Source organism: Bosea sp. 29B (genome assembly GCF_902506165.1).
Classification (GTDB): domain Bacteria; phylum Pseudomonadota; class Alphaproteobacteria; order Rhizobiales; family Beijerinckiaceae; genus Allobosea.
In genome coordinates this window covers 3,413,536-3,433,712 of sequence record NZ_LR733817.1, presented here as the reverse complement: position 1 = coordinate 3,433,712, position 20,177 = coordinate 3,413,536, and the positions used below count along the sequence as shown (strand labels likewise).

17 protein-coding genes are annotated in these 20,177 nt (G+C 65.2%); 8 read left to right on the top strand and 9 right to left on the bottom strand.

Annotated features, from left to right (window positions below; translation table 11 throughout):
- Nucleotides 1-2: 2 nt before the first annotated feature.
- A complete protein-coding gene (locus GV161_RS16625; RefSeq protein WP_244624239.1) occupies nucleotides 3-518 on the bottom strand; it encodes a mismatch-specific DNA-glycosylase in 516 nt (171 codons plus the stop codon).
- Nucleotides 515-1,453 (bottom strand): ABC transporter substrate-binding protein, encoded by a 939-nt coding sequence (locus GV161_RS16620; RefSeq protein WP_152017490.1) that lies wholly within the window; start codon nucleotides 1,451-1,453, stop codon nucleotides 515-517. The genes GV161_RS16625 and GV161_RS16620 overlap by 4 nt, the downstream gene beginning before the upstream one ends.
- Nucleotides 1,454-1,781: 328 nt before the next feature.
- Between GV161_RS16620 and GV161_RS16615 the strand changes: the two genes are divergently transcribed.
- Nucleotides 1,782-3,338 (top strand): acetolactate synthase large subunit, encoded by a 1,557-nt coding sequence (locus tag GV161_RS16615; RefSeq protein WP_152016746.1) that lies wholly within the window; start codon nucleotides 1,782-1,784, stop codon nucleotides 3,336-3,338.
- A 99-nt stretch (nucleotides 3,339-3,437) separates the two neighbouring features.
- Nucleotides 3,438-3,944, top strand: a complete 507-nt coding sequence (gene msrA, locus GV161_RS16610; protein ID WP_152016745.1) for a peptide-methionine (S)-S-oxide reductase MsrA — start codon at nucleotides 3,438-3,440, stop codon at nucleotides 3,942-3,944.
- A gap of 215 nt (nucleotides 3,945-4,159) precedes the next feature.
- Here msrA and GV161_RS16605 read toward each other — a convergent pair whose 3' ends face one another.
- The 5 genes from GV161_RS16605 to GV161_RS16585 form a co-directional block, all read right to left on the bottom strand.
- The gene (locus GV161_RS16605; protein WP_152016744.1) at nucleotides 4,160-5,203 is read right to left on the bottom strand and encodes a histone deacetylase family protein; all 1,044 of its coding nucleotides are present in this window, start codon (nucleotides 5,201-5,203) and stop codon (nucleotides 4,160-4,162) included.
- A gap of 167 nt (nucleotides 5,204-5,370) precedes the next feature.
- Nucleotides 5,371-7,689 (bottom strand): EAL domain-containing protein, encoded by a 2,319-nt coding sequence (locus GV161_RS16600; protein ID WP_152016743.1) that lies wholly within the window; start codon nucleotides 7,687-7,689, stop codon nucleotides 5,371-5,373.
- A gap of 59 nt (nucleotides 7,690-7,748) precedes the next feature.
- Complete coding sequence (locus GV161_RS31350) at nucleotides 7,749-8,348, bottom strand: TetR/AcrR family transcriptional regulator (RefSeq protein ID WP_152016742.1); 600 nt, start codon at nucleotides 8,346-8,348, stop codon at nucleotides 7,749-7,751.
- Nucleotides 8,345-9,520 (bottom strand): acyl-CoA dehydrogenase family protein, encoded by a 1,176-nt coding sequence (locus GV161_RS16590; RefSeq protein ID WP_152016741.1) that lies wholly within the window; start codon nucleotides 9,518-9,520, stop codon nucleotides 8,345-8,347. Before GV161_RS16590 ends, GV161_RS31350 begins: the two co-directional genes overlap by 4 nt.
- Nucleotides 9,521-9,668: 148 nt before the next feature.
- Nucleotides 9,669-9,938 carry a hypothetical protein gene (locus GV161_RS16585; RefSeq protein WP_152016740.1) on the bottom strand — a complete coding sequence of 90 codons (270 nt, stop codon included), beginning with the start codon at nucleotides 9,936-9,938 and terminating at the stop codon, nucleotides 9,669-9,671.
- Between the two features lie 344 nt (nucleotides 9,939-10,282).
- Between GV161_RS16585 and GV161_RS16580 the strand changes: the two genes are divergently transcribed.
- The gene (locus GV161_RS16580) at nucleotides 10,283-11,371 is read left to right on the top strand and encodes a hypothetical protein (RefSeq protein WP_152016739.1); all 1,089 of its coding nucleotides are present in this window, start codon (nucleotides 10,283-10,285) and stop codon (nucleotides 11,369-11,371) included.
- Between the two features lie 57 nt (nucleotides 11,372-11,428).
- On the opposite strand, the gene GV161_RS16575 is transcribed toward GV161_RS16580, so the two are convergent.
- Nucleotides 11,429-12,442 carry a TRAP transporter substrate-binding protein gene (locus GV161_RS16575; protein ID WP_152016738.1) on the bottom strand — a complete coding sequence of 338 codons (1,014 nt, stop codon included), beginning with the start codon at nucleotides 12,440-12,442 and terminating at the stop codon, nucleotides 11,429-11,431.
- A gap of 145 nt (nucleotides 12,443-12,587) precedes the next feature.
- On the bottom strand, nucleotides 12,588-14,486 hold the full coding sequence (locus tag GV161_RS16570; protein WP_152016737.1) for a TRAP transporter large permease subunit: 1,899 nt from the start codon (nucleotides 14,484-14,486) through the stop codon (nucleotides 12,588-12,590).
- Nucleotides 14,487-14,676: 190 nt separating this feature from the next.
- Between GV161_RS16570 and GV161_RS16565 the strand changes: the two genes are divergently transcribed.
- The 5 genes from GV161_RS16565 to GV161_RS16545 all read left to right on the top strand — a co-directional run bounded on the left by GV161_RS16565 (nucleotide 14,677) and on the right by GV161_RS16545 (nucleotide 20,175).
- Nucleotides 14,677-15,528 (top strand): IclR family transcriptional regulator, encoded by an 852-nt coding sequence (locus GV161_RS16565; RefSeq protein WP_152016736.1) that lies wholly within the window; start codon nucleotides 14,677-14,679, stop codon nucleotides 15,526-15,528.
- On the top strand, nucleotides 15,525-17,165 hold the full coding sequence (locus GV161_RS16560) for an acyl-CoA synthetase (RefSeq protein WP_152016735.1): 1,641 nt from the start codon (nucleotides 15,525-15,527) through the stop codon (nucleotides 17,163-17,165). The genes GV161_RS16565 and GV161_RS16560 overlap by 4 nt, the downstream gene beginning before the upstream one ends.
- Nucleotides 17,162-18,019, top strand: coding sequence for a DUF296 domain-containing protein (locus GV161_RS16555; RefSeq protein WP_152016734.1), 858 nt, complete (start codon nucleotides 17,162-17,164; stop codon nucleotides 18,017-18,019). Before GV161_RS16560 ends, GV161_RS16555 begins: the two co-directional genes overlap by 4 nt.
- Before the next feature lie 632 nt (nucleotides 18,020-18,651).
- Nucleotides 18,652-18,969, top strand: a complete 318-nt coding sequence (locus GV161_RS16550; RefSeq protein WP_152016733.1) for a hypothetical protein — start codon at nucleotides 18,652-18,654, stop codon at nucleotides 18,967-18,969.
- Nucleotides 18,970-19,125: 156 nt separating this feature from the next.
- Nucleotides 19,126-20,175, top strand: a complete 1,050-nt coding sequence (locus GV161_RS16545) for a hypothetical protein (RefSeq protein ID WP_152016732.1) — start codon at nucleotides 19,126-19,128, stop codon at nucleotides 20,173-20,175.
- The last annotated feature ends 2 nt before the right edge of the window (nucleotides 20,176-20,177 follow it).

Sequence of the window (20,177 nt, the reverse complement as noted above, 5' to 3'; positions counted from 1 at the left end):
CGTCAGAAACTTGTTTCCTTCACGAGGGCGGCGAGTTCACGCCAGGGCTCGATAGACCAAAAGCCGGAGGCCGCCCCGGAGGTAGAGGGCAAGATGAAGACGCGACTGCCTGCAAGGGGAGACGGCTGGAGGCCGTAGGCGAGCCTGCGGCCCTTCTCCTCTTCCAACACAGCCTGCGCGGCACGCTTGCCGTTGAACGCGACGATCGCCGGAGCGTAGTCGCGCATCTTGGCCAGGAAGCCGGCGCTATCGACATGGTGCCGCATCAGCGCCGTGTCGGGTCCGGACGTCCCCTTCGCGACATCGGTGAAGCCGATGCCGTATCGCGGCAGCTCCCGGAAATCCATGGGCCCGAGCGGCTGCGAGATCAGCCCGGTCTCGAACAGGGTCTTCCAGAACTTGTTGCCGGGGCCGGCATAATAGGCGCCCCGCCGGGCGGAGACCGCTCCAGCCTGCGTGCCGCAGAACACGACACGCAGGCCAGTGGTCAGCACATCCGGCAGGACGTCATCGCTCACTTGCCGGCGACGTACTTGGTCTCGACCAGCGTGCTGATCTCGGGCTTGGCCTTGATCAGGCCGATCTCCAGCAGCAGCTCGGCCGCCTTGGTGGTGAAGGCCTGCCATTCACCCGAGAAGAAAGCCTTGTTACCGGCGGCGTCCGACCAGCGCAGATAGCCGGCCGACTTGCCGAATTGCTCGCCGGTCTGCTTCACATCTGCGCCCATGATGCCATAGGCCTTGGCCTGATCGGCCTTGATCAGCTCCAGCGCCTCGAAATAGCTCTTGGTCAGCGCGACGGCGGCCGCGTCGTTCTCGGCGAGGAATTTCGGCGTGCAGCCGAAGGTGTCCATCACCATCGGATAGTCGAGCGTCGTGGCGATGATCTTGCCGGCCTCGGTCTTCTCGCGCACGGCCGAGAGATAGGGCTCATAGGTCATGGCGGCGTCGTTCTGGCCGGCGATGAAGGCCTGCGCCGCCGGGCCCGGCTCCATGTTGACCACGCTGACATCCTTCACCGACATGCCGTTCTCCTTGAGGATCCAGGCGAGGGCGAAATAGGGTGAGGTGCCGGGCGCAGAGGCCGCAACCGTCTTGCCCTTCAGGTCCTTGATCGAGCTGGTCGAGCCGCGCACGGCCATGCCATCGGCGCCGTAGCTCTTGTCGAGCTGGAAGATCTGCTTGGTCTTGATCCCGGCGGCGTCCCAGACGATCCAGGTCTCGACCGTGGTCGCGGCGCACTGGATGGCGCCGGAGGCCATGGCGAGATGGCGGTCCTTCTGCGGGATCTTCTGGATCGTGACGTCGAGGCCGTTCTTGGCGAAGATGCCGGCTTCCTTGGCGAGCACCAGCGGCGCGAAGCCGGTCCAGCCGGAAATGCCGATGGCGACCTTGGTCTGCGCCTGCGCGCCACCGGCGGTCATGAGGGCTGCAAGACCGATCCCGGCCAGCATCCCGATACGCTTCAAACCAGTCATGACGAACCCTTCCCCACTTGTTCCCGCCTGCAGCGGACACCCCGGCCAACGCAGCCCGATCGCGCCCATAAAGCAAGCTTCGTTCCAAATCACGTTAAATGCATATGCAAACCGGTCAAGGCGCTGCGCTTATTGGCTCTGCGCGAACTCTGCTCGCCCGGCCGATCCCGGCCGAGCGGAGCACGCGCTGATCACCGCCGCTTGGGAAAGCAATGACATTCTCTTGTTTGACACTCCCGCGGCGATCCCGTCCCCTCGGCAGCATCGGCGCGAGGCGCCCTTGGCTATCGAGAGGTTTTCCCGGATGAATGGCGCCGACCGCCTGTGCGACACGCTGCTGGTCAACGATGTCGATGTCTGCTTCGCCAATCCCGGCACCTCCGAAATGCACTTCGTCGCGGCGCTCGACCGCAAGCCGCAGATGCGCTGCGTGCTTGGCCTGTTCGAGGGCGTGGTCACCGGCGCTGCCGACGGCTATGCCCGCATGGCCGACAAACCGGCGGCGACGCTGCTGCATTGCGGGCCCGGCATGGCGAACGCACTCGCCAACATGCACAATGCCAGGCGCGCCTATACTCCGATGATCAACGTCGTCGGCGACCATGCGACCTATCATCTCCAGCACGACGCGCCGCTGACCAGCGACATCGAGAGCCTGGCCCGGCCGATGTCGCAGTTCGTGCGCCGCATCACCTCGCCTGAGGATGTCGGCCCGGCGATCGGCGAGGCTTACGCCGCCTCGCTTTCATTACCCGGCGTCACCACCGTGATCCTGCCGGCCGATTGCGCCTGGGGCAGCGTCGAGCCGGCGGAGCTGAAGCGGACGCCAGTGCCCGCGCCCAGGCAGGTCGACGCGGCCCAGATCCGCGCGGTCGCCGGCCTGCTGCGCAAGCACGGCTCGCGCGGGGCGATCATGCTGACCGGTTCGGCGCTGCGCGAGGGGCCGATGAACATGGCAGCGCGCATCTGCGCCGCGACCGGCGCGCAGATCTTCTCGCAGATGTCGAACGGCCGGATCGAGCGCGGTGCCGGCCGTGTCGCGATCCCGAAAGTGTTCTATCCGATCGACATGGCTCTGCAGCAGCTCAAGGACATCGACCTGCTGGTGCTGATCGGTGCCCAGGTGCCGGTCGGCTTTTTCGCCTATCCCGGCAAGCCGGGCCGGCTGGTGCACGAGAACTGCCAGGTCGAACAATTGGCCGTGCCGGGCGACGACCTGCCGGGTGCGATCGAGGCACTGGCCGACGAGCTCTCCGCACGGGCGACGCCACCCACCTTCATCGCCGCGCCGCAGAAAACCGACAGCGCGCTACCGGCCGGCGCGCTCGACGCCGACAAGGTCTGCGCCATCGTCACCCGGCTGCTGCCGGAGAACGCGATCATCTGCGACGAGTCGGTCTCGTCGGGCCGCAGCTTCTATTACGACTGCCATGGCGCGCCGCAGCACGACTATATCCAGCTCACCGGCGGCTCGATCGGCGAAGGCATTCCGCTCTGTATCGGCGCGGCGGTCGCCTGCCCCGACCGCAAGGTCATCGGCATGCAGGCCGACGGCTCCGGCATGTACACGGTGCAGGGCCTGTGGACGCAGGCGCGCGAGAATCTCGACGTCGTCACCGTGGTCTTCGCCAACCGGACCTATGCGATCCTGCACGGCGAGATGCGCAATGTCGGCGTCAACGATTTCGGCCGCAACGCCAAGCTGATGCTCAATATCGATGAGCCGGCGCTCGACTGGGTCTCGATGGCGAAAGGCATGGGCGTCGAGGCCGGCCGCGCCACGACGGCAGAGGAGTTCGCCAGGCTGTTCAAGGGCGCGCTCGGCCGCAAGGGGCCATTCCTGATCGAAGCGGTGATCTAGCCGCCCTCCCGATGAAGGCGTTGCCAAGCGTAACCAAACGCACCGACATGGCGAACTCAGGCTTCGATGCTTATCTCGCCGGGATCAAGGAGGTTTGACATGACGGAACGTGCTGTACTCGCAGGCGGTTGCTTCTGGGGCATGCAGGACCTGATCCGCAAGCTCCCCGGCGTCGAGACGACCCGGGTCGGCTACACCGGCGGCGACGTGAAGAATGCGACCTATCGCAATCACGGGACCCATGCCGAGGGTATCGAGATCACCTTCGATCCCGGCAAGATCGGCTATCGGCAGTTGGTGGAGTTCTTCTTCCAGATCCATGACCCGACGACGCTGAACCGCCAGGGCAACGACCTCGGCACCAGCTATCGCTCGGGCATCTACTATGTCGACGAGACGCAGAAGCAGATCGCCGAGGAGGTCATAGCCGAGGTGAACGCGTCGGGCCGCTGGCCCGGCCGCGTGACCACCGAGGTAAAGCCTGAAGGCGATTTCTGGGAGGCCGAGCCGGAGCACCAGGATTATCTGGAGCGCTATCCGGCCGGCTACACCTGCCACTGGGTCCGCCCGGACTGGGTGCTGCCGCGCCGCGAGGCGGCGGAGTAGCCGGATCTTCCTTCTGCCGTCGGGGAGAAGGTGGCAGCGCGAAGCGCTGACGGATGAGGGAAGGGTCGCGTAGGCGGCCCTTTTTTCGTCTCACCCGGTCGAAGCGCCCTCATCCCCCTGCCGGGACCTTCTCCCCGGTGCATGTCGGATTTTTCCGACATGCACCGCCCAGAGTGCCCATCTCGGGCAAGCCCGAGATGGGTGGGAGAAGGAAGCTATCCCTTGAACCCACCCAGGAACGCATCGAGGCAATCGCCGATCGCCTCGATCGCATAGCCGCCTTCCTGCACCACCAGCGTCGGCAGGCCGAGCGCCTTCACCCGCTCGCCGATCGTGCCGAAATCGGCGGCGTCGAGCTTGAGCACGCCGATCGGGTCGTCCTTGTGGGCGTCGTAACCGAGCGCGATCACCAGGGCTTCAGCGCCGAACTCGCGGATGGCGCGACCGGCGCGATCGACCGCCGCTTCCATCTCGGCGCCGCCGGCACCATGGGCGAGCGGCAGGTTGAGATTGAAGCCCTCGCCTGGGCCGTTACCGCGCTCGTCCGCATAGCCGGTGAAGAAGGGGTAGTAGTCCGCCGGATCGGCATGGACCGAGATCGTCAGCACGTCGTTGCGGCGATAGAAGATCTGCTGGGTGCCGTCACCGTGATGGGCATCGACATCGAGGATCGCGACCTTGCCGAATTTCGAGCGCAGGCGCTGCGCAGCAATCGCGCTGTTATTGAGATAGCAGAAGCCGGTGGCGCGGTCGGCGCGGGCATGATGGCCCGAGGGACGACAAAGCGAATAGACGGCACGCTCGCCGTCAAGGACCGCATCGGCGCCCGAGACCGCCGTCTCGGCCGAGCGCAGGGTCGAGAGCCAGCAATGCTCGCCGACCGGCACGGAGAGGTCTCCGAGATACCAGCCGAGCTGGCCCATGATCCCGGTCGGCCGGCAGGGTGGGCGGACATCCTCATCTGTCCGGCCGCTCCAATAGGGGAAGGTGTTGGGCCAGGCCTCCGGCCCGCGCTCGGGCAGAGCGAGCCAGCGCTGCCACAGCCCCTCCAGGAAGCGGACGAAGCCCTCGTCATGCACCGCGAGAATCGGCGCCGTGCCGTGCTCGGCCGAGCGCTCGGGCATGACGCCGTGCTTGGCGAGCGCGGCGAGCAGTCGCTCGGTCCGTTCCGGCAGGTCCTTCGGCGCGACGATCTTGCCGAAGCGCATATATTGCTGCGGATCGTGCTTGGACTGGTCGGGATGATAGAAGGCGCGCATGCAAGGCTCCGGTCGCTAGATCATTTCCGCGTTTCTTCGAATCGCGGAAATGATCTAAGTCTCTGTCTTGTCGCATTTTCTTCACGCGAACTGGTGTCCACTTCGCTCGAAAATGCTCTAGAGCCGGCATAGCGCCACGAAAATCCTGCTGCGACCAGTGCGCCAGATCAGGCGGCGGCACTATCCCCGTGCATGGCGTCGCCCTTGGGCAGCAGGTCCGGCAGCTGCAGCAGCCAGGGCACGCGGCCGGCGGGGGCAGGCTTGGCGTAACGATAGCCTTGCGCGAAGCGGCAACCCTGCTCCTTCAGGAAGGCCTCCTGCTCGGCGGTCTCGACACCCTCGGCAATGACGTCGAGGCGCAGATCCGCGGCGAGCCGGAGCAGCGCTCGCACGATCGCCGCATCGCCGCCATTCTCGGTGACGTGACTGACGAAGCCGCGGTCGATCTTGAGCGCATCGACCTGGAAGCGCTTGAGATGAGTGAGCGAGGCGTAGCCGGTGCCGAAATCGTCGAGCGCGACGCGCAGGCCAGCGGCGCGCAGGGTCTTCAGCGTGCGCTCGGCCTCGTCGGCATTGCGGGTGAGCAGCACCGTCTCGGTGACCTCGACGCCGAAATAGCTGGCCGGCACTCCAGCCGCGGCGAGCTGGCTGAGCAGGCGCTCCGGCAGCGCCGGGTCGCGGAAGACGCTGGCCGCGAGGTTGACGCAGACATGGCCGACATCGAGCCCGCCATCGAGCCAGCGGCGCAGATCGCTCACCACGGCCGCGATGATCGCGTCGCTGATCCCGGCGGCGATCTCGGGATCCTGGAAACCTTCCTGGAAGGCGGCGGCCGGGATGATCCCGCGCTCGGAATGACGCCAGCGCGCCAGAGCCTCGAAGCCGACGACCCGGCCGGTGTCGACCGCGACTTGCGGCTGGTAATAGGGCAGAATCCGCTCGTCCTTCAGCGCGCCGGCCAGCCCCTGGCAGACCGCGACGCGGCGCGCCATCGCCGCCCGCATCGCCGGCTCGTAGATGATCGCCATGTTGCGGCCGTTCGCCTTGGCCCGGTAGAGCGCGAGATCGGCGTCCTTCATCAATTCGACGCCGTCGCGATCATGCTCGGGCGCGAGCGCGATGCCGAGACTCGCCCGCGTCGCGATCATCTGGCCGGCATGCTCGCAGGGCTGGCGTAGCACCTCGATCAACGCCTCGCCCCGAGTCAGCGCCTGGAACCCCGTCAGCCGCTGCGTCGAGAGCACGACGAACTCGTCGCCGCCGAGCCGAGCGACCAACTCGTCCGGGCCGATCGCGGCGGCGAGTCGCTTCGCCGCTTCGATCAGCAGCGCGTCGCCGGCGTCATGGCCGAGCGTGTCGTTGATCGACTTGAAGTCGTCGAGATCGATCAGGAAGAGGCAAACTGCCCCGCCCTTGCTGGCCATCCGCGCCAGGGCCTGCTGCATCCGCTCGTTGAAGAGCAAACGGTTCGGCAGCTCGGTCAGCGCGTCATGCGTCGCCTGGCGGCGGGTCCGAGCCTCGGCCGCCTTGCGATCGGTGATGTCGACGATGCCGGCGACGACGGCCGGGTTCTCGCCGATCGGCAATGTCGTGGCGGTGATCAGCACATCGCGGACGGCGCCGCTGCCATCGCGGACTTGCGCCTCATGGCCTTCGATCTGCTCGTGGTCCTTCAGCAGACGGGCAATGACGCGGCGATTGCCGCCATCGAGCAGGACGTCCTGGACCTGCGCCTGCGTGACCTCGTCGCCGAAATAGCGCTTGGCCGCATCGTTGCCGCGCAGGAAACGGCCGTCGCCGCGCGAGGTGACGATGAGCGGGATCGGCACCGCCATGAAGATGCGCTCGATCATCGCCTGGCTGGCGCCGAGCTCGTCCTTGGCCTGGCGCTCGGCCTGCGTCGCCGCCCATTCGAGCCGGCGCAGCCGGTTGCCATGGACGACGACCAGCCCGAGCGCGAAATTGAGCATGACCAGGACGAGGATCAGGCCGGGCAGCGTCGAGGGCAGTGGCCCATTGCCGAGATATCCGGCGAGCATCAGCGCGCTGCAGCCGAGCCCCATGACAAGCGTCCAGCGGAAGATTGTCGGCGCGACCAGATAGAAGATCGACGGCAGCATCAGCACGACGAAGAGGGCAAGATCGCTCCGCGACGACACCAAGAGCGCGACCATCAGCGCGGTCGAGACCTCCCAGCCGATCAGCACGCCTTGCGCTTGCGAGACGTGCGTCGCCTTGCGCACCAGCGCAAAGCAGAGGAGCGAGGCAAGGACGACCGTCAGGCGCGCCGGCACGGCAACGAAGAAGTGCGGCGTGCCGTGGAAGCGCCAGTCGCTGGCGAGGAAGAGCGTGTTGAGGACAGCCGAGATCAGGAAGATCAGCCGACATTGCCGCAGCGTCTCGCCGAAGCGCGCATCGCGGAACGCCGCCTCGCGGACGGAATCCCGGAATTCGCCACCAAATCGAAACAGGCCGTCGCGTGTCATGCCGTACACTCGTTCGGCAGCGGTCAAGGCCAGGTTAAAGCGAACCGGCGATCAGCATCCTAAGGCGCGACGAGTGCCGCGAGCTCGCCGGCAAGTTGTGCGATATCGAAACGCCCCTCGCGATACCAATCGACCGAGCCGTTCATCGCCCCGAGCAGGAAGAGCCGCAGCCGTTCGGGCGCGATGCCGGTGGTCAGGACGCCAGCGCCGGCAAGCTCCTCGACCAGCCTTCGCCAGAGATCGTCATAGGCGCGGCGGGTAGCGCGCACGCTCTCGGGTGTGGGGTTCTCGCCGAAGCTGAAGACCTTGACGCTGGCGCAGGTGTAGTCGGAATGGCCGTGCAGGGCGGATAGATGCGCCGCGATCGCCGCCTCGAGCCGGCGACGCATATCGGCTTTGCCGGTCGCGTCCAGAGCGGCGAGCACAGCGTCATGGACGAAGCCGACGCCGTCATTGACCACCGCCTCGACGATCTCCTCCTTCGAACGGAAGTGATGATAGAGGCTGGCCTTGCGGATCCCGACCGCTTCGGCGATCTCGCGCAGGCTGGTCTGGTGATAGCCATTGCTGCGCAGCAGGCGCGCCGCATGGTCGAGGATCAGGCGGCGCGCGCCGCCCTCCAGCTCTGCCCGCTCGGCGCGTCCGGTCACGACCGTCACAGCCGCTTCGCCACCTCTTCGAGCATGACCTCGGTGGCGCCACCGCCGATCGCCTGGACGCGCGCGTCGCGGGCCATGCGCTCGATCGCGCTCTCGCGCATGAAGCCCATGCCGCCATGGAACTGGACGCAGGCGTACATCACTTCGTTCACCAGCTCGCCGCAGTAGGCCTTGACCATCGAGACCTCGCGCGTCGCATCGAAGCCCTTGGCGTCGAGCCAGGCAGCATGGTGGACGAGCTGACGCCCGGCCTCGACCTTGCCTGCGAGCATGGCGAGCTTCTGGCGGATCGCCTGCTTCTGCCAGAGCGGGGCGCCGAAGGCCGTGCGGGTGCGGACATAATCGACCGTCAGTTCGATCGCGGCCTGCGCCTCGCCCATCGCCATGGCGCCGATCACGGTGCGCTCGTTCTGGAAATTGCGCATGATCGCGTAGAAGCCACGGCCCTCGCCGCCGAGCAAGTTCTCGGCCGGAATCCGGCACTCCTCGAAGACCAGCTCGGCCGTGTCGGAGGAACGCCAGCCATGCTTGTCGAGGGCGCGGCTGACGCGGAAGCCGGGCGTGTCCTTCTCGATCAGGAACATCGAGACCGACTGCGACGGCTTGCCCGAGGGATCGGTCTTGGCGGCGACGCAGTAGAGATCGGCATGGACGCCGTTGGTGATGAACATCTTGGCGCCGTTCAGCACGTAGCTGTCGCCGTCGCGCCGGGCGGTGGTGCGGATGCCCTTCACGTCGGAGCCGGCGTCGGGCTCGGTGACGGCGATGGCGCAGATCACCTTGCCGGCGACGATATCGGGCATCCAGCGATCGCGCTGCGCCTTGCTGCCGGCATTGAAGACATGGACCGAGGCCATGTCGGTATGGACCAGCGCGGTGATGGCAAAACCCGAGAAGGTCGAGCGGCCGAGCTCCTCGGCGAGCACCACGGTCGCGAGCGTGTCGAGCTCGGAGCCGCCATATTCGGCGGGGTAGCGGATACCGAGGAAGCCGAGCTCGCCCATGCGGGCCAGCACCTGCCGCGGCACCATGCCGGCCTCTTCCCAGGCGAGCCCGTGCGGCTTGACTTCATTCGTGACGAAGCGGCGCAACTGGTCGCGCAGCGCCTCGTGCTCCTCGCCGAAATAGGGCGAGCGGAGCGTTCCGCCGCCGACCGCATCGAAACTGTCCATCGCCGCCATCATGCTCCGCTGTTCCCGCGCGCGAACTTAACCTACCGCCCGGCAGGTAGGCAACATTCCGAGCACACACATGAAAAGAGGGGCTCCGAGGCCCCTCTTCCTCCATGCCGGTGCGATCGCCGGTCGTCACATCGCAGGATCAGTTGCAGCCGCAGCCATGCCCGCCATTGCCGATCCCGATGCCGCCGCGGCCGACGCTGACCTTGTTGCCGTTGAGGATGCCGTTGCCGCTCAGCACCGAGACGTTGTTGAGCACCTTGACGCTGGAGACGGCAGTGGTGACCGAGGCCACGCTGGTGACGACGTTGCCGAGAAGGCCGCCGCCCTTGCCGGAACCGCCATGACCGCCGGCGAAGGCGGGGCTGACCGAGAAGGCGGCGATCGAGGCAAGAACAAATGCGTATTTCATCTTTCTCTCCCTGCACTCGCTCCGGGTGTCGAAGCGACATGCACGTTTTGGTTGTATTTCATCTTTATCGCAACCTGAACACATTGTTAACCATACTTGCTAGCGTTAACCGCCGTGCACTCGAATACAATCTGATGCGCTCCATAGATAAACATATATTTTATCAGATCTATTCTTAATTATACGATCGAAATCTTGGCTATATTAACTGACGATTAGGCATGATCACCTATCTTCGATTGAGAGGGGTGATGTTCATGCGTCCTATAAGCTCAGTCTTCGCGCTCTTTTGCATTGCGGTTGGCGCCTTTCCTGCTGCCGCGGGAGAGGATGCGACAGAGACCGTGACCTCGACAGCAGTGGTCGGACTGCGCGGCGGCCTCGACTCGAGCCCGACCAACAGCAAGGGCGAAAAGGGCAGTCCGACGCTCACCGGCTTCGCGAGCTGGAATTATCTGCGCGGCACGCTGCAGGACGGTTACGGGCTCGACCTTCTGCTGGTCGACACCCAGTACGACCCACGCCAGCTCGCCGCCAGCCGGTCGCATGCGCTGACGCTGAAGCACGCCACCGCGATCGGCGAGAACCTCACCCTGCAATCCTCGCTCGCGATCGAGAACGAGCAGACATGGTCGCGCCGCCGTAATGCGCTGACCTGGCGCGAACGGCTCAATCTCAGCCTCGGCTCCTTCAGGCTCTTCGCCAATGCCGAGGCGCGGCTTGCCGCGCTGAACGAGCGCAATGTCTTCGCTGACGGCGATTTCCTGCCGCAGGACGAGAATCTCGCCACGCTCGGCATCACGCCGGGTATCGCCTGGCGCCAGGGCGAGACCGAGATCGGCGTCTCCTTCACGACATCGAGCACGCGCTTCACCAACGGTATCGATTATCTCGGCATGCGCCGCGACAACTACCGGCTGCAGCCCAATCTGTTCGTCTCGACAGCACTCAAGGGAGCGACGTTCGAGGTCTCGCTCTCGCCGTTGCAGATCGTCTTCCCGGACAAGGAGTTCGAGAATGAGAAGAAGCTGCTCTATACGGCCAAGCTCCGCGTTCCCTATGAGTGGCTGACGCTCGACCTGTCATCGGGCCGCACTGTCGAGGACACCACCCTGCCCTTCGCCGTGGTCAATCTGGTGACCCAGCACGAGGGCAAGCTCACCGCGCGCTTCAACGACACGAACGCACTTTCGCTCACCGTCCGGCAGAAGCTGGAGGATTATCTCGGGCTCGACTCGACGACGCGCACCTCGAGCATCGGCCTCGATTATGCGCGCGGCCTCGGCAACGGCATGACTGCGACCGCCTCGGCCGCCTGGCGCAAGACCAAGGATACGGGACTGGAAGCGGTGCCGGCCTTCGTCGTCCAGCTCGGCCTGCAGAAGCAGCTCGATTTCAGCGAGCCGGGCAAGGCGGCGAAGAAGGGCAGCTGAAACAGTTGCGGCGCGCCTTTCAAGGCGCGCCGCAACGAAGCATCGAAAGTGATGCGATCAGGCCAGCTTGCCGCCGACTGCCTTCTCCAGGATCGCCCAGGCCTCGTCGCCGTACTTGCCCTTCCACTCGCCGTAGAAGCCGGCCTTCTGCAGTGCAGCGCGGAATTCGTCGGCCTTGGTCTGGTTGATGACCATGCCCTTCGAGGTCAGCTCAGCCTGCAGGCCGGCGTTGAGCTTGGCGACGTCGGCGCGCTCAAGGAGGGCGGCGGCGTCGATGTTCTTGGCGACGATGGTGCGCAGGTCCTGCGGCAGACGGTCCCAGGCGCGGCGATTGGCCAGGAACCAGAAGCCATCCCACATATGGTTGGTGAGCGAGAGGTACTTCTGCACCTCGAACAGCTTGGCGGTCGCGATGATCGCGAGCGGGTTCTCCTGGCCGTCGACGATCTTGGTCTGCAGGGCGGTGTAGACCTCGGCGAAGTTGATGCTGGCCGGGGCCGAGTCGAAGGCCTTGAACATCGAGGTCCAGAGCGGCGAGACCGGCACGCGGATCTTGAAGCCCTTGAGGTCGGCAGGGCTCGTGATCGCCCCCTTGGACGAAGTCATCTGGCGGAAGCCGTTGTCCCAGATCTTGTCGAGGACGTGCAGATTCGCCTTGGCGATCTGGCCGCGGACGTAAGTCCCGAGCTCGCCATCCATCGCCTTCCAGACGGAGTCATAATCCGGAAAGGCGAAGCCGATGCCGCTGACCGAGGCGTTCGGCACCAGGGTCGACAGGATCAACGGCGACAGCGTGAAGAACTCGACGCCGCCGGAGCGGACCTGGTTCAGCATGTCCGTGTCGGAGCCGAGCTGGTTGTTCGGGAAGATCTGGATGACGACCCGGCCATTGGTCTCAGCCTTGATCTTCTCCATCGCCTCGGCGGCGCGCACGTTCATCGGATGCGCCAGCGGCAGGTTGTTGGCGTATTTGTAGGTGAATTCCGGCGTCTGGGCGCGGGCGATCGAGAAGGTCCCGATCGTGGCGGCGGCAGTGGCGCCCTGCAGGATCGTGCGGCGTGAGATGGACATGGTCTTTCCTCCCTGAAGGTTCTTCATTGGTCAGCGCGGCCTAGTTCGGACGCGTGAAGGCGTTTCGGTCATGCTGGCGCGGGTTTTCGCCATCCGGCAATCGACGGCCACGACGGGTGGCCATGATGGAACGACATGGCGTGCCTCACAGGAACATCGTCGAGAAGGACGGGACATAGGCGATGATGGCGAGCCCGGCGAGCAGGGCCAGCAGATAGGGCCAGATCGCGCCCATCGCCTCGTCCGGTTCGACATTGCCGATCTTGCAGGCGATGTAGAAGCCGATGCCGACCGGCGGCGTCATCAGGCCGATGTTCATCGCGGTGACCACCACCATCGAATAGTGGATGTCGTTGATGCCGAGGCTCTTGGCGATCGGGAACATCAAGGGCGCCATCAGGACGATCGCCGGCAGGCCCTCGAGCACGCAGCCGAGGATCATGAAGACAACGATCGTCACCGCCATGAAGCTGATCCAGCCGCCGGGCAGATGCGACATCGCGGTAGCAAGGTCGCGGGCGAAGCCCGTCTGGGTCAGCGCCCAGGCCATGGCCGAGGCGGTGCCGAGGATCATCAGGATCGCACCCGAGAGCGCCGCGGTCTCGACCAGCATGCCGTAAAAGGTGCGCCAGCTGATGCCGCCATAGAGGACGATGCCGACGATCAGCGCATAGAGCACGGCGATGGTCGAAACCTCGGTCGCGGTGGCGACACCGCCGCCGACGGCACTGCGGATCAGGAAGGGCAGGACGAGGGCCGGCGCCGCGACCAGCGCCGTCTTCCAGATCACAGTGAAAGGTGCGCGGCGCACGCCTTTCAGCATCTCGCCCCGCGCCTTCCAGCGCGCCAGGATCGCGAGCACCAGCAGCAGCACGGTCGCGACGACGAGGCCGTTGGTGAAGAGTCCGGCGATTGAGACGCCGGCAACCGAACCGAGCACGATCAGGACGATCGAGGGCGGCACGGTCTCGGCCATGGCGGCGCCGGTCGAGAGCAGCGCGATCAGCTCCTTGGGCTGGTAGCCGCGCCGCTTCATCTCCGGGAACAGCGCCGGCGCCACCGTCGCCATGTCGGAGACCTTAGAGCCGGAGATGCCGGAGACCAGGAAGAGCGAGCCGAGCAGCACATAGGACATGCCGGCGCGGACATGCCCTAGCAATGAAGCGAGGAAGTCGACGATCGCCTTGCCCATGCCGGTGGCGTCGAGCACGCAGCCGAGCAGCACAAAGATCGGCACCGAAAGCAGGATCAGGCTCGACATGCCCTCGTCCATGCGCCCGATCATCACGAAGATCGGCACGGTGGTGCTGAACGACAGGAAGCAGAGAGCGCCCAGCCCGAAGCAGAAGGCGATCGGGATGCCGGCGAAGAGGCAGAGCCCAACGACGCCGAGCAGGAAGATGGCGATATTGACGTAGCCCAGCGTCTTGAACACCGGCGTCAGCAGGAAGAAGGCTGCCGCGACGAGGCCGATCACCACGGCGGAGATCAAGAGGTCGCGCAGCGTGCAGGTCCTGGCTGCATAGGTCAGCACCAGCGCCAGCATGGCGATGATGCCGAAGGCGATGGCCGAAACGCGATAGCTCGAGGGTATGTTGAGCGCCGCCGAGGTGACGTAGGATTCCTCGATGACGTAGTCGATCGCCGGCCAGGTCATCACGGCGAGGAAGGTCGCGACCGCGAGCAGGCCGAAGGCATGGACGAGACCGCGCAAACGCTCCGGCAGCATGCCGACGAACAGGGTCAGGCGCAGGTGCTCGTTGCGGTCGATCGCGATGGCGGCGCCGAGCATGGCGAGCCAGAGGAAGCAGATCGAGGCGGCCTCGTCGATCCAGACCACCGGAATCGACAGGACATAGCGCGAGGTCACGCCGGCGAGCAGCAACGTGACGATAGCGACGAGCAGGATCGCGGCGATGACCTCGAGCGGGCGCACCAGCGCCGAGCCGACACGCTTGGGGGTATGGTCGAGGCTCTCCAGGACCGCGGCGACGCCATCGCTGGCATGTGCGCCGGCGGCTGCGCTCGTGCTTGCTTCGGCCATAAGGGCCGCTCCTCCCATCCGCCCGTTCTGCCGGCATCGCCGATCCAACGGGTCCACATTATGGCGATTTTGTTCGCTCGTTCCGGCTGGAACATACACGGATCGACCGCTGTTGCAATCAGCATCGCCGCCATTTACACCTTCAAGGCAGAAGAGAGGTCCGCATCATGGACCCAATACGGCAGAGGAAATGCAGCCCGAGTCCGCGCCGACGCCCGATCTGTCAGGCTCGCAGAGCGTCGACCGCGCCTTGCGACTGCTGGCGCTTGTCGGCCGCGAGAGCGCATCCGGCCTGCCGCTCAGCGAGATCGTTGAGGAGAGCCGGCTGAACAAGCCGACCGTCCGGCGCCTGCTGCTGGCGCTGATGCGGGCCGGCCTGGTCGAACAGGACGCACGGACGCGGCGTTACCATCTCGGCGAGGAGGCCTTCGTGCTCGGCCTGCTCTCGGGCCAGCGCCACGGCCTGCTCGACCTCGCCATGGAAAGCCTGCACGCACTCTCCGACACGACGCAGGACACCAGCTTCTTCTCGATCCGGCGCGACCGCTTCGCCATCTGCCTGCATCGCGAGGAAGGCACCTGGCCGGTGCGCACTCACGCCCTCCAGGCCGGCGACCAGCATCCGCTCGGGGTCGGCGCCGGCTCGCTCGCCATGCTGGCGCTGATGCCGGACGCCGAATCCAGCGCGATGATCGAGGCCAACCGCGCCGTGCTCGCGGCACGCTACCCGGCCTATTCGCCGGCGCAGCTGATTACCGACATCGTGCTCGCACGTGCGCAGGGTTTCGCTCTCAATCCGGGGCGCATCGTCGCGAATTCCTGGGGCATCGGCGTCGGCGTACGCTACCCGGACGGGCGCACCGCCGGGGCGCTCAGCATCGCCGCGATCGATTCGCGCATGCAGCCGCAGCGGCAGGAGGAACTCGGGGCGCTGCTACGCCACGAGGCACGGCAGGTCGAGACGCGGATCGCCAACATGCTCGACCGGCGGCAGGCCAGGCCGGCGCAAGCCGAGATCAGAACAGTGGAGACGACGCCATGACGACGAGCGCAGCCGACGCTGAGCCCGCTGGCGGGTTGAAGCCCGTGACGACGCGGGTGATGAACCTCGCGCATTTCCTGACGCGCAATGCCCGCCGCTTCGGCGACCGGCCCGGGCTGATCTGGGGCGAGCGGCAATGGAGCTGGAGTGAGCTCGATGCGGCAGCACATGCGCTCTGCGCCGCCCTCGCCGCGCGCGGCATCGGCAAGGGCGACCGCATCCTCGTCCACTCGAAGAACTGCGACGAGATGTTCGTCTCGATGTTCGCCGCCTTCCGGCTTGGCGCCGTCTGGGTTCCGACCAATTTCCGGCTGATGCCGGACGAGGTCGCCTATCTCGCGACCTCCTCGGGCGCCAAGGGCTTCCTCTGCCATGGCGATTTCCCCGATCATGCCGCTGCCGTCGCCAAGGATAGCAGGGCGCTCGAATTCACCTGGCGGATCGGTGCCGGCGCTTTCGGCGAGACGACGCTGACCGAGGCGATCGCCGCGCACCGGGGCAGCCATGTACCCGACGCCGTCGTCGACCGCGATGATCCCTGCTGGTTCTTCTTCACCTCGGGCACGACCGGCCGCTCCAAGGCGGCGGTGCTGACCCATGGCCAGATGGGCTTCGTGGTGACAAATCACCTCGCCGACCTCGTACCGGGCTCGACCGAGGCGGACGCCTCGCTCGTCGTCGCGCCACTCTCGCATGGCGCCGGCGTGCATCAACTCGTGCTCTCGGCCCGCGGCGCGCCGACGATCCTGCTGCCGACCGAGCGCTTCGACATCGACGAGGCCTTCCGGCTGATCGCAAAGCACCGGGTCACCAACATCTTCACCGTGCCGACCATCCTGAAGATGCTGGTCGAGCACCCGGCCGTCGACCAGCACGATCACTCCAGCTTGCGCCATGTCATCTATGCCGGCGCGCCGATGTATCGCGAGGACCAGAAGACGGCGCTCGCCAAGCTCGGCAAGGTGCTGGTGCAGTATTTCGGCCTCGGCGAGGTCACCGGCAACATCACCGTGCTGCCGACCTATCTGCACGAGGAAGAGGATGGGCCGGCGGCGCGCATCGGCAGCTGCGGCGTCGAGCGCACCGGCATCCAGGTCGCGATCCAGAACGACGCGGGCGAGGAGCTCAAGCCCTTCGAGACCGGCGAGATCTGCGTGATCGGCCCGGCGGTCTTCGCCGGCTATTACGAGAACCCGGAGGCCAATGCGAAATCCTTCCGCAATGGCTGGTTCCGCACCGGCGACCTCGGCCACATGGACGAAGAGGGTTTCGTCTACATCACCGGCCGCGCCTCAGACATGTACATCTCCGGCGGCTCGAACATCTATCCACGCGACATCGAGGAGAAGATCCTGACCCATCCGGCGATCGCCGAAGCCGCCGTGCTCGGCGTGCCCGATGCGGTCTGGGGAGAGATCGGCGTCGCGGTCTGCGTCGCGCGCAGCCCTGTCGATGAGAACGAGCTGGCGAGCTACCTCGCCGAGAAGATCCCGCGCTACAAGATGCCAAAGCGCTTCTTCTTCTTCGAGGAACTGCCGAAATCCGGCTATGGCAAGGTGCCCAAGCGCCTGGTGCGCGACGAGCTGGAGAAGCGCGGCCTGCTCGACTTCGTCCGCGCGCCGGGAGCCTCGGCGTGAGGACGATCCAGCAGCCGGGGCCGGTCGCGCCCGAGCGGGTGCAATGGGCCGAGGCGCGCGGCCGCAAGCTCACCTTGGAGCTAAAGCCCGGCCTGCTGCTCGACGCTATCGCGGAGACCTTCGCCGCGCAGGGCTTTTCCAGCGGCGTGCTGCGCCTGCCGGCCGGGCTTCCCCTCGCGCCCTTCGCCTATGTGATGCCGGCGCTCTCGGCGACGCCGGAGCATGCTGCCTTCTACAGCGAGACCTTCCGGCCTGATGGCGTGACCCGGATCGAGACCGGTGCCCTGACCTTCGGCGAGCGCGACGGCGCCCCATTCTTCCATGGCCATGCGCTCTGGCGCGAGGCGGATGGCAACCGCAATGGCGGCCATATCCTGCCGGACCAGAGCTTCCTGGCCGAGCCAATCGCCGTCGACGCAATCGGGCTGGACGGCGCCGGCTTCGTCGCCAGTCATGACCCGGAGACCAACTTCAAGCTGTTCATGCCAGCGCAGCGACCGAGCAGGGGCGCGGAAGCAGGCGGCCGCTTCTTCGTGCTGCGGCTGCGGCCGAACCGCGACGTCTTCACGGCGCTAGAGACGTTCTGTGCTGAGCGCGGCATCGGGCAGGCGATCATCCATGGCGGCGTCGGTTCGACCATCGGCGCGCGCTTCACGGATGGGCGCTCGATCGAGCCTTTCGCCACCGAGATCGCCATCACGGCCGGACACATCGCACCCGGCACCGACGGCAAACCGGAAGCGGCACTCGCGATCGCGCTGGTCGACTATACCGGCGGCATGGTGCAAGGCGCGCTCGCGCGTGGCGACAATCCAGTACTAATGACGCTGGAGCTGGTGCTGGAAGCGCAGTAGCACTCCCCGCCCCCCTGGACATGGTCGCCGCCACAGGGGAACATAGACTCTCGTCGAGGGTTGCAGCTCGTTCCGAGCAGCTCGGGAAGGCTCGCAGTTGGCGCGGCCTGCCGGACCGGACAATCCCGTCCGCCAGTACCCACTCGAATCCCAGAGGCTGCCGAGGATCTTTTCCATGAGCGGAACAAGCGGACCGGCCAACGCCGAGATTGAGCCTGAAGAGGGGTAAGAAGGCACGCTGCTCGCCGTGTCGCGCCGTGGCCCGCATGATTGGCATGGCCCGATACACAACGTTTCAGATCAAAACATGAGTTGCGTCCAAAAATAAGAATATGCCTAGGTTTATAATTTCATGACCTAAGGGCATATTTATCCAGTTTAGTAATAAAGAAATCGAATTGACCTTGATTTAATATCATTTTTGCAAAAGGAATTATTGCTAGTTTAATTTTTAAATCATAAGACTTCGGTGAATTCAATTTTTATAGCTCATCCTTTTTCCAAAAGAACGATAAACTCACTGAAGTCTTTCTCATATCAGATTCATTGCTTGACGCCGCAACGTCAGCAGTGTACCCAGTTATTGCAAGGTGGAACCATTCTCGCCTGTCGTGACCGCAAGGGGACCCTCGATGAAAAAGTTGTTGCTCGCCTCCGCCGCAGCGCTCGCGTTCAGCGCCGCTCCAGCCGCCGCCGACACTGCCCAGATCTTCGGCAATGCCAGCGCCAAAGTGCTGACCCCCGACGCCAACAAGAAGGTCGTCGGCAAGGGCTATTACGCTGACTACTACGGTTATTATGGCTACTACTATTCATATTACGCCAACTATTATGCGTATTATGGATATATCTACTCGAATTCGAGCTATTACTACACCGCTTACTCCTATTCTTACTACGCAACTCAGTACCTCTACAACGCCTACTACTATCAGTACTACAATTCCTGATAACTCCACCGACAGGCCGGATCGCTTCGGCTGATCCGGCTTGTTGCAATCGGTTCCGGCCTGCCCGGTGGATAGGGATTAGGATTGTTGCGTAGAACATCAATTCGCACGGCGTGCCTTGCGGCGCGTTCAGTCGGTGTTTCGCTGGCGGTTCTGATGACCGCCAGCGTTTCTGCCTTTGCTCAATCGAAGGAAGAGTTGCTTGAGCGGCGTATTCAGCAGCTTGAAGCACGCCTGAAACTGCTCGAGGGCGAGGTCAGCAAGCGCGAGAAGGCCAAGCCGACCGGATCGCGGGATCGCGGCGCCGATCGGCAGCAGGCTGCAGCGAGCACGCCGGCGACCGAAGGTGCCCAGAGTGGCGCGCAGCTGCCGCCCGGCCAGCAGAAGAGCACCGTCGCCCAGGAGGCATTCCTGGCGCGCGACAACATCCCGACTCTGCAGAGCAACAAGTTCGAGGTCTCGCAGAGCTTCGATTACGGCCGCGCCACCAGCTTCGTCCAGAACGATCGCAGCTTCCGCGCGACCACGACATTCCGCTATGGCATCAGCAACGATGTCGAGCTCGCCTTGTCGGTGCCGTATTTCGCCTCGCAGCGCCGAACCAACGCGTTCAACCAGACCATCGTCCGCAACCGCTCCGGCTTCAGCGACATCTCACTCCAGGCCTCAGCCAACCTCTGGCGCGAAGGCGAGTGGTATCCCGGCGCCGCACTCAGCCTCGGTCTGTCGATCCCGACCGGTGATGCGCCCTACGATCTGCAGAACCTGCGGGCGGGCCTCATTCCGACCGACCCGCTGGCGCTTAACCAATCGAGCGGCCATTGGGTGCCGCGCGGTGCGGTCCAGTTCTTCAAGACGGTCGACCCGCTGATCCTGTTCTTCGGCGTCGGCGCCGACTATGCCATCCCGAAGACCTTCAACGGCACCAAGATCGAGCCCGGCTACCGCATCACCTACAATATGGGCTTTGGCTTCGCGGTTTCGGAGCGGACGACGCTGGGCCTGTCCTTCAACGGCGCCTTGTCCGAGCGGCTGAAGGTCGGCGGCGTACCGGTCGCCAATTCGGTCAACGAGCTCCTGACGGCGCGCTTCACTCTGATCCAGCGGCTCGGGCAGGATTTCTGGCTCGAACCCGCAGTGACGCTCGGCCTGACCGACGACGCCCCGGACGCCGCGTTCACGTTGTCGCTGCGCAAGCGCTTCTGAGG

Coding starts and splice junctions, on each gene's coding strand:
- GV161_RS16560 (WP_152016735.1), top strand. CDS start 15,525: ATGACGACGAGCGCAGCCGACGCTGAGCCCGCTGGCGGGTTGAAGCCC.
- GV161_RS16550 (WP_152016733.1), top strand. CDS start 18,652: ATGAAAAAGTTGTTGCTCGCCTCCGCCGCAGCGCTCGCGTTCAGCGCC.
- GV161_RS16545 (WP_152016732.1), top strand. CDS start 19,126: ATGACCGCCAGCGTTTCTGCCTTTGCTCAATCGAAGGAAGAGTTGCTT.
- GV161_RS16600 (WP_152016743.1), bottom strand. CDS start 7,689: ATGACACGCGACGGCCTGTTTCGATTTGGTGGCGAATTCCGGGATTCC.
- GV161_RS16605 (WP_152016744.1), bottom strand. CDS start 5,203: ATGCGCGCCTTCTATCATCCCGACCAGTCCAAGCACGATCCGCAGCAA.
- GV161_RS16620 (WP_152017490.1), bottom strand. CDS start 1,453: ATGCTGGCCGGGATCGGTCTTGCAGCCCTCATGACCGCCGGTGGCGCG.
- GV161_RS16590 (WP_152016741.1), bottom strand. CDS start 9,520: ATGGACAGTTTCGATGCGGTCGGCGGCGGAACGCTCCGCTCGCCCTAT.
- GV161_RS16565 (WP_152016736.1), top strand. CDS start 14,677: ATGCAGCCCGAGTCCGCGCCGACGCCCGATCTGTCAGGCTCGCAGAGC.
- GV161_RS16615 (WP_152016746.1), top strand. CDS start 1,782: ATGAATGGCGCCGACCGCCTGTGCGACACGCTGCTGGTCAACGATGTC.
- GV161_RS16570 (WP_152016737.1), bottom strand. CDS start 14,486: ATGGCCGAAGCAAGCACGAGCGCAGCCGCCGGCGCACATGCCAGCGAT.
- GV161_RS16585 (WP_152016740.1), bottom strand. CDS start 9,938: ATGAAATACGCATTTGTTCTTGCCTCGATCGCCGCCTTCTCGGTCAGC.
- msrA (WP_152016745.1), top strand. CDS start 3,438: ATGACGGAACGTGCTGTACTCGCAGGCGGTTGCTTCTGGGGCATGCAG.
- GV161_RS16575 (WP_152016738.1), bottom strand. CDS start 12,442: ATGTCCATCTCACGCCGCACGATCCTGCAGGGCGCCACTGCCGCCGCC.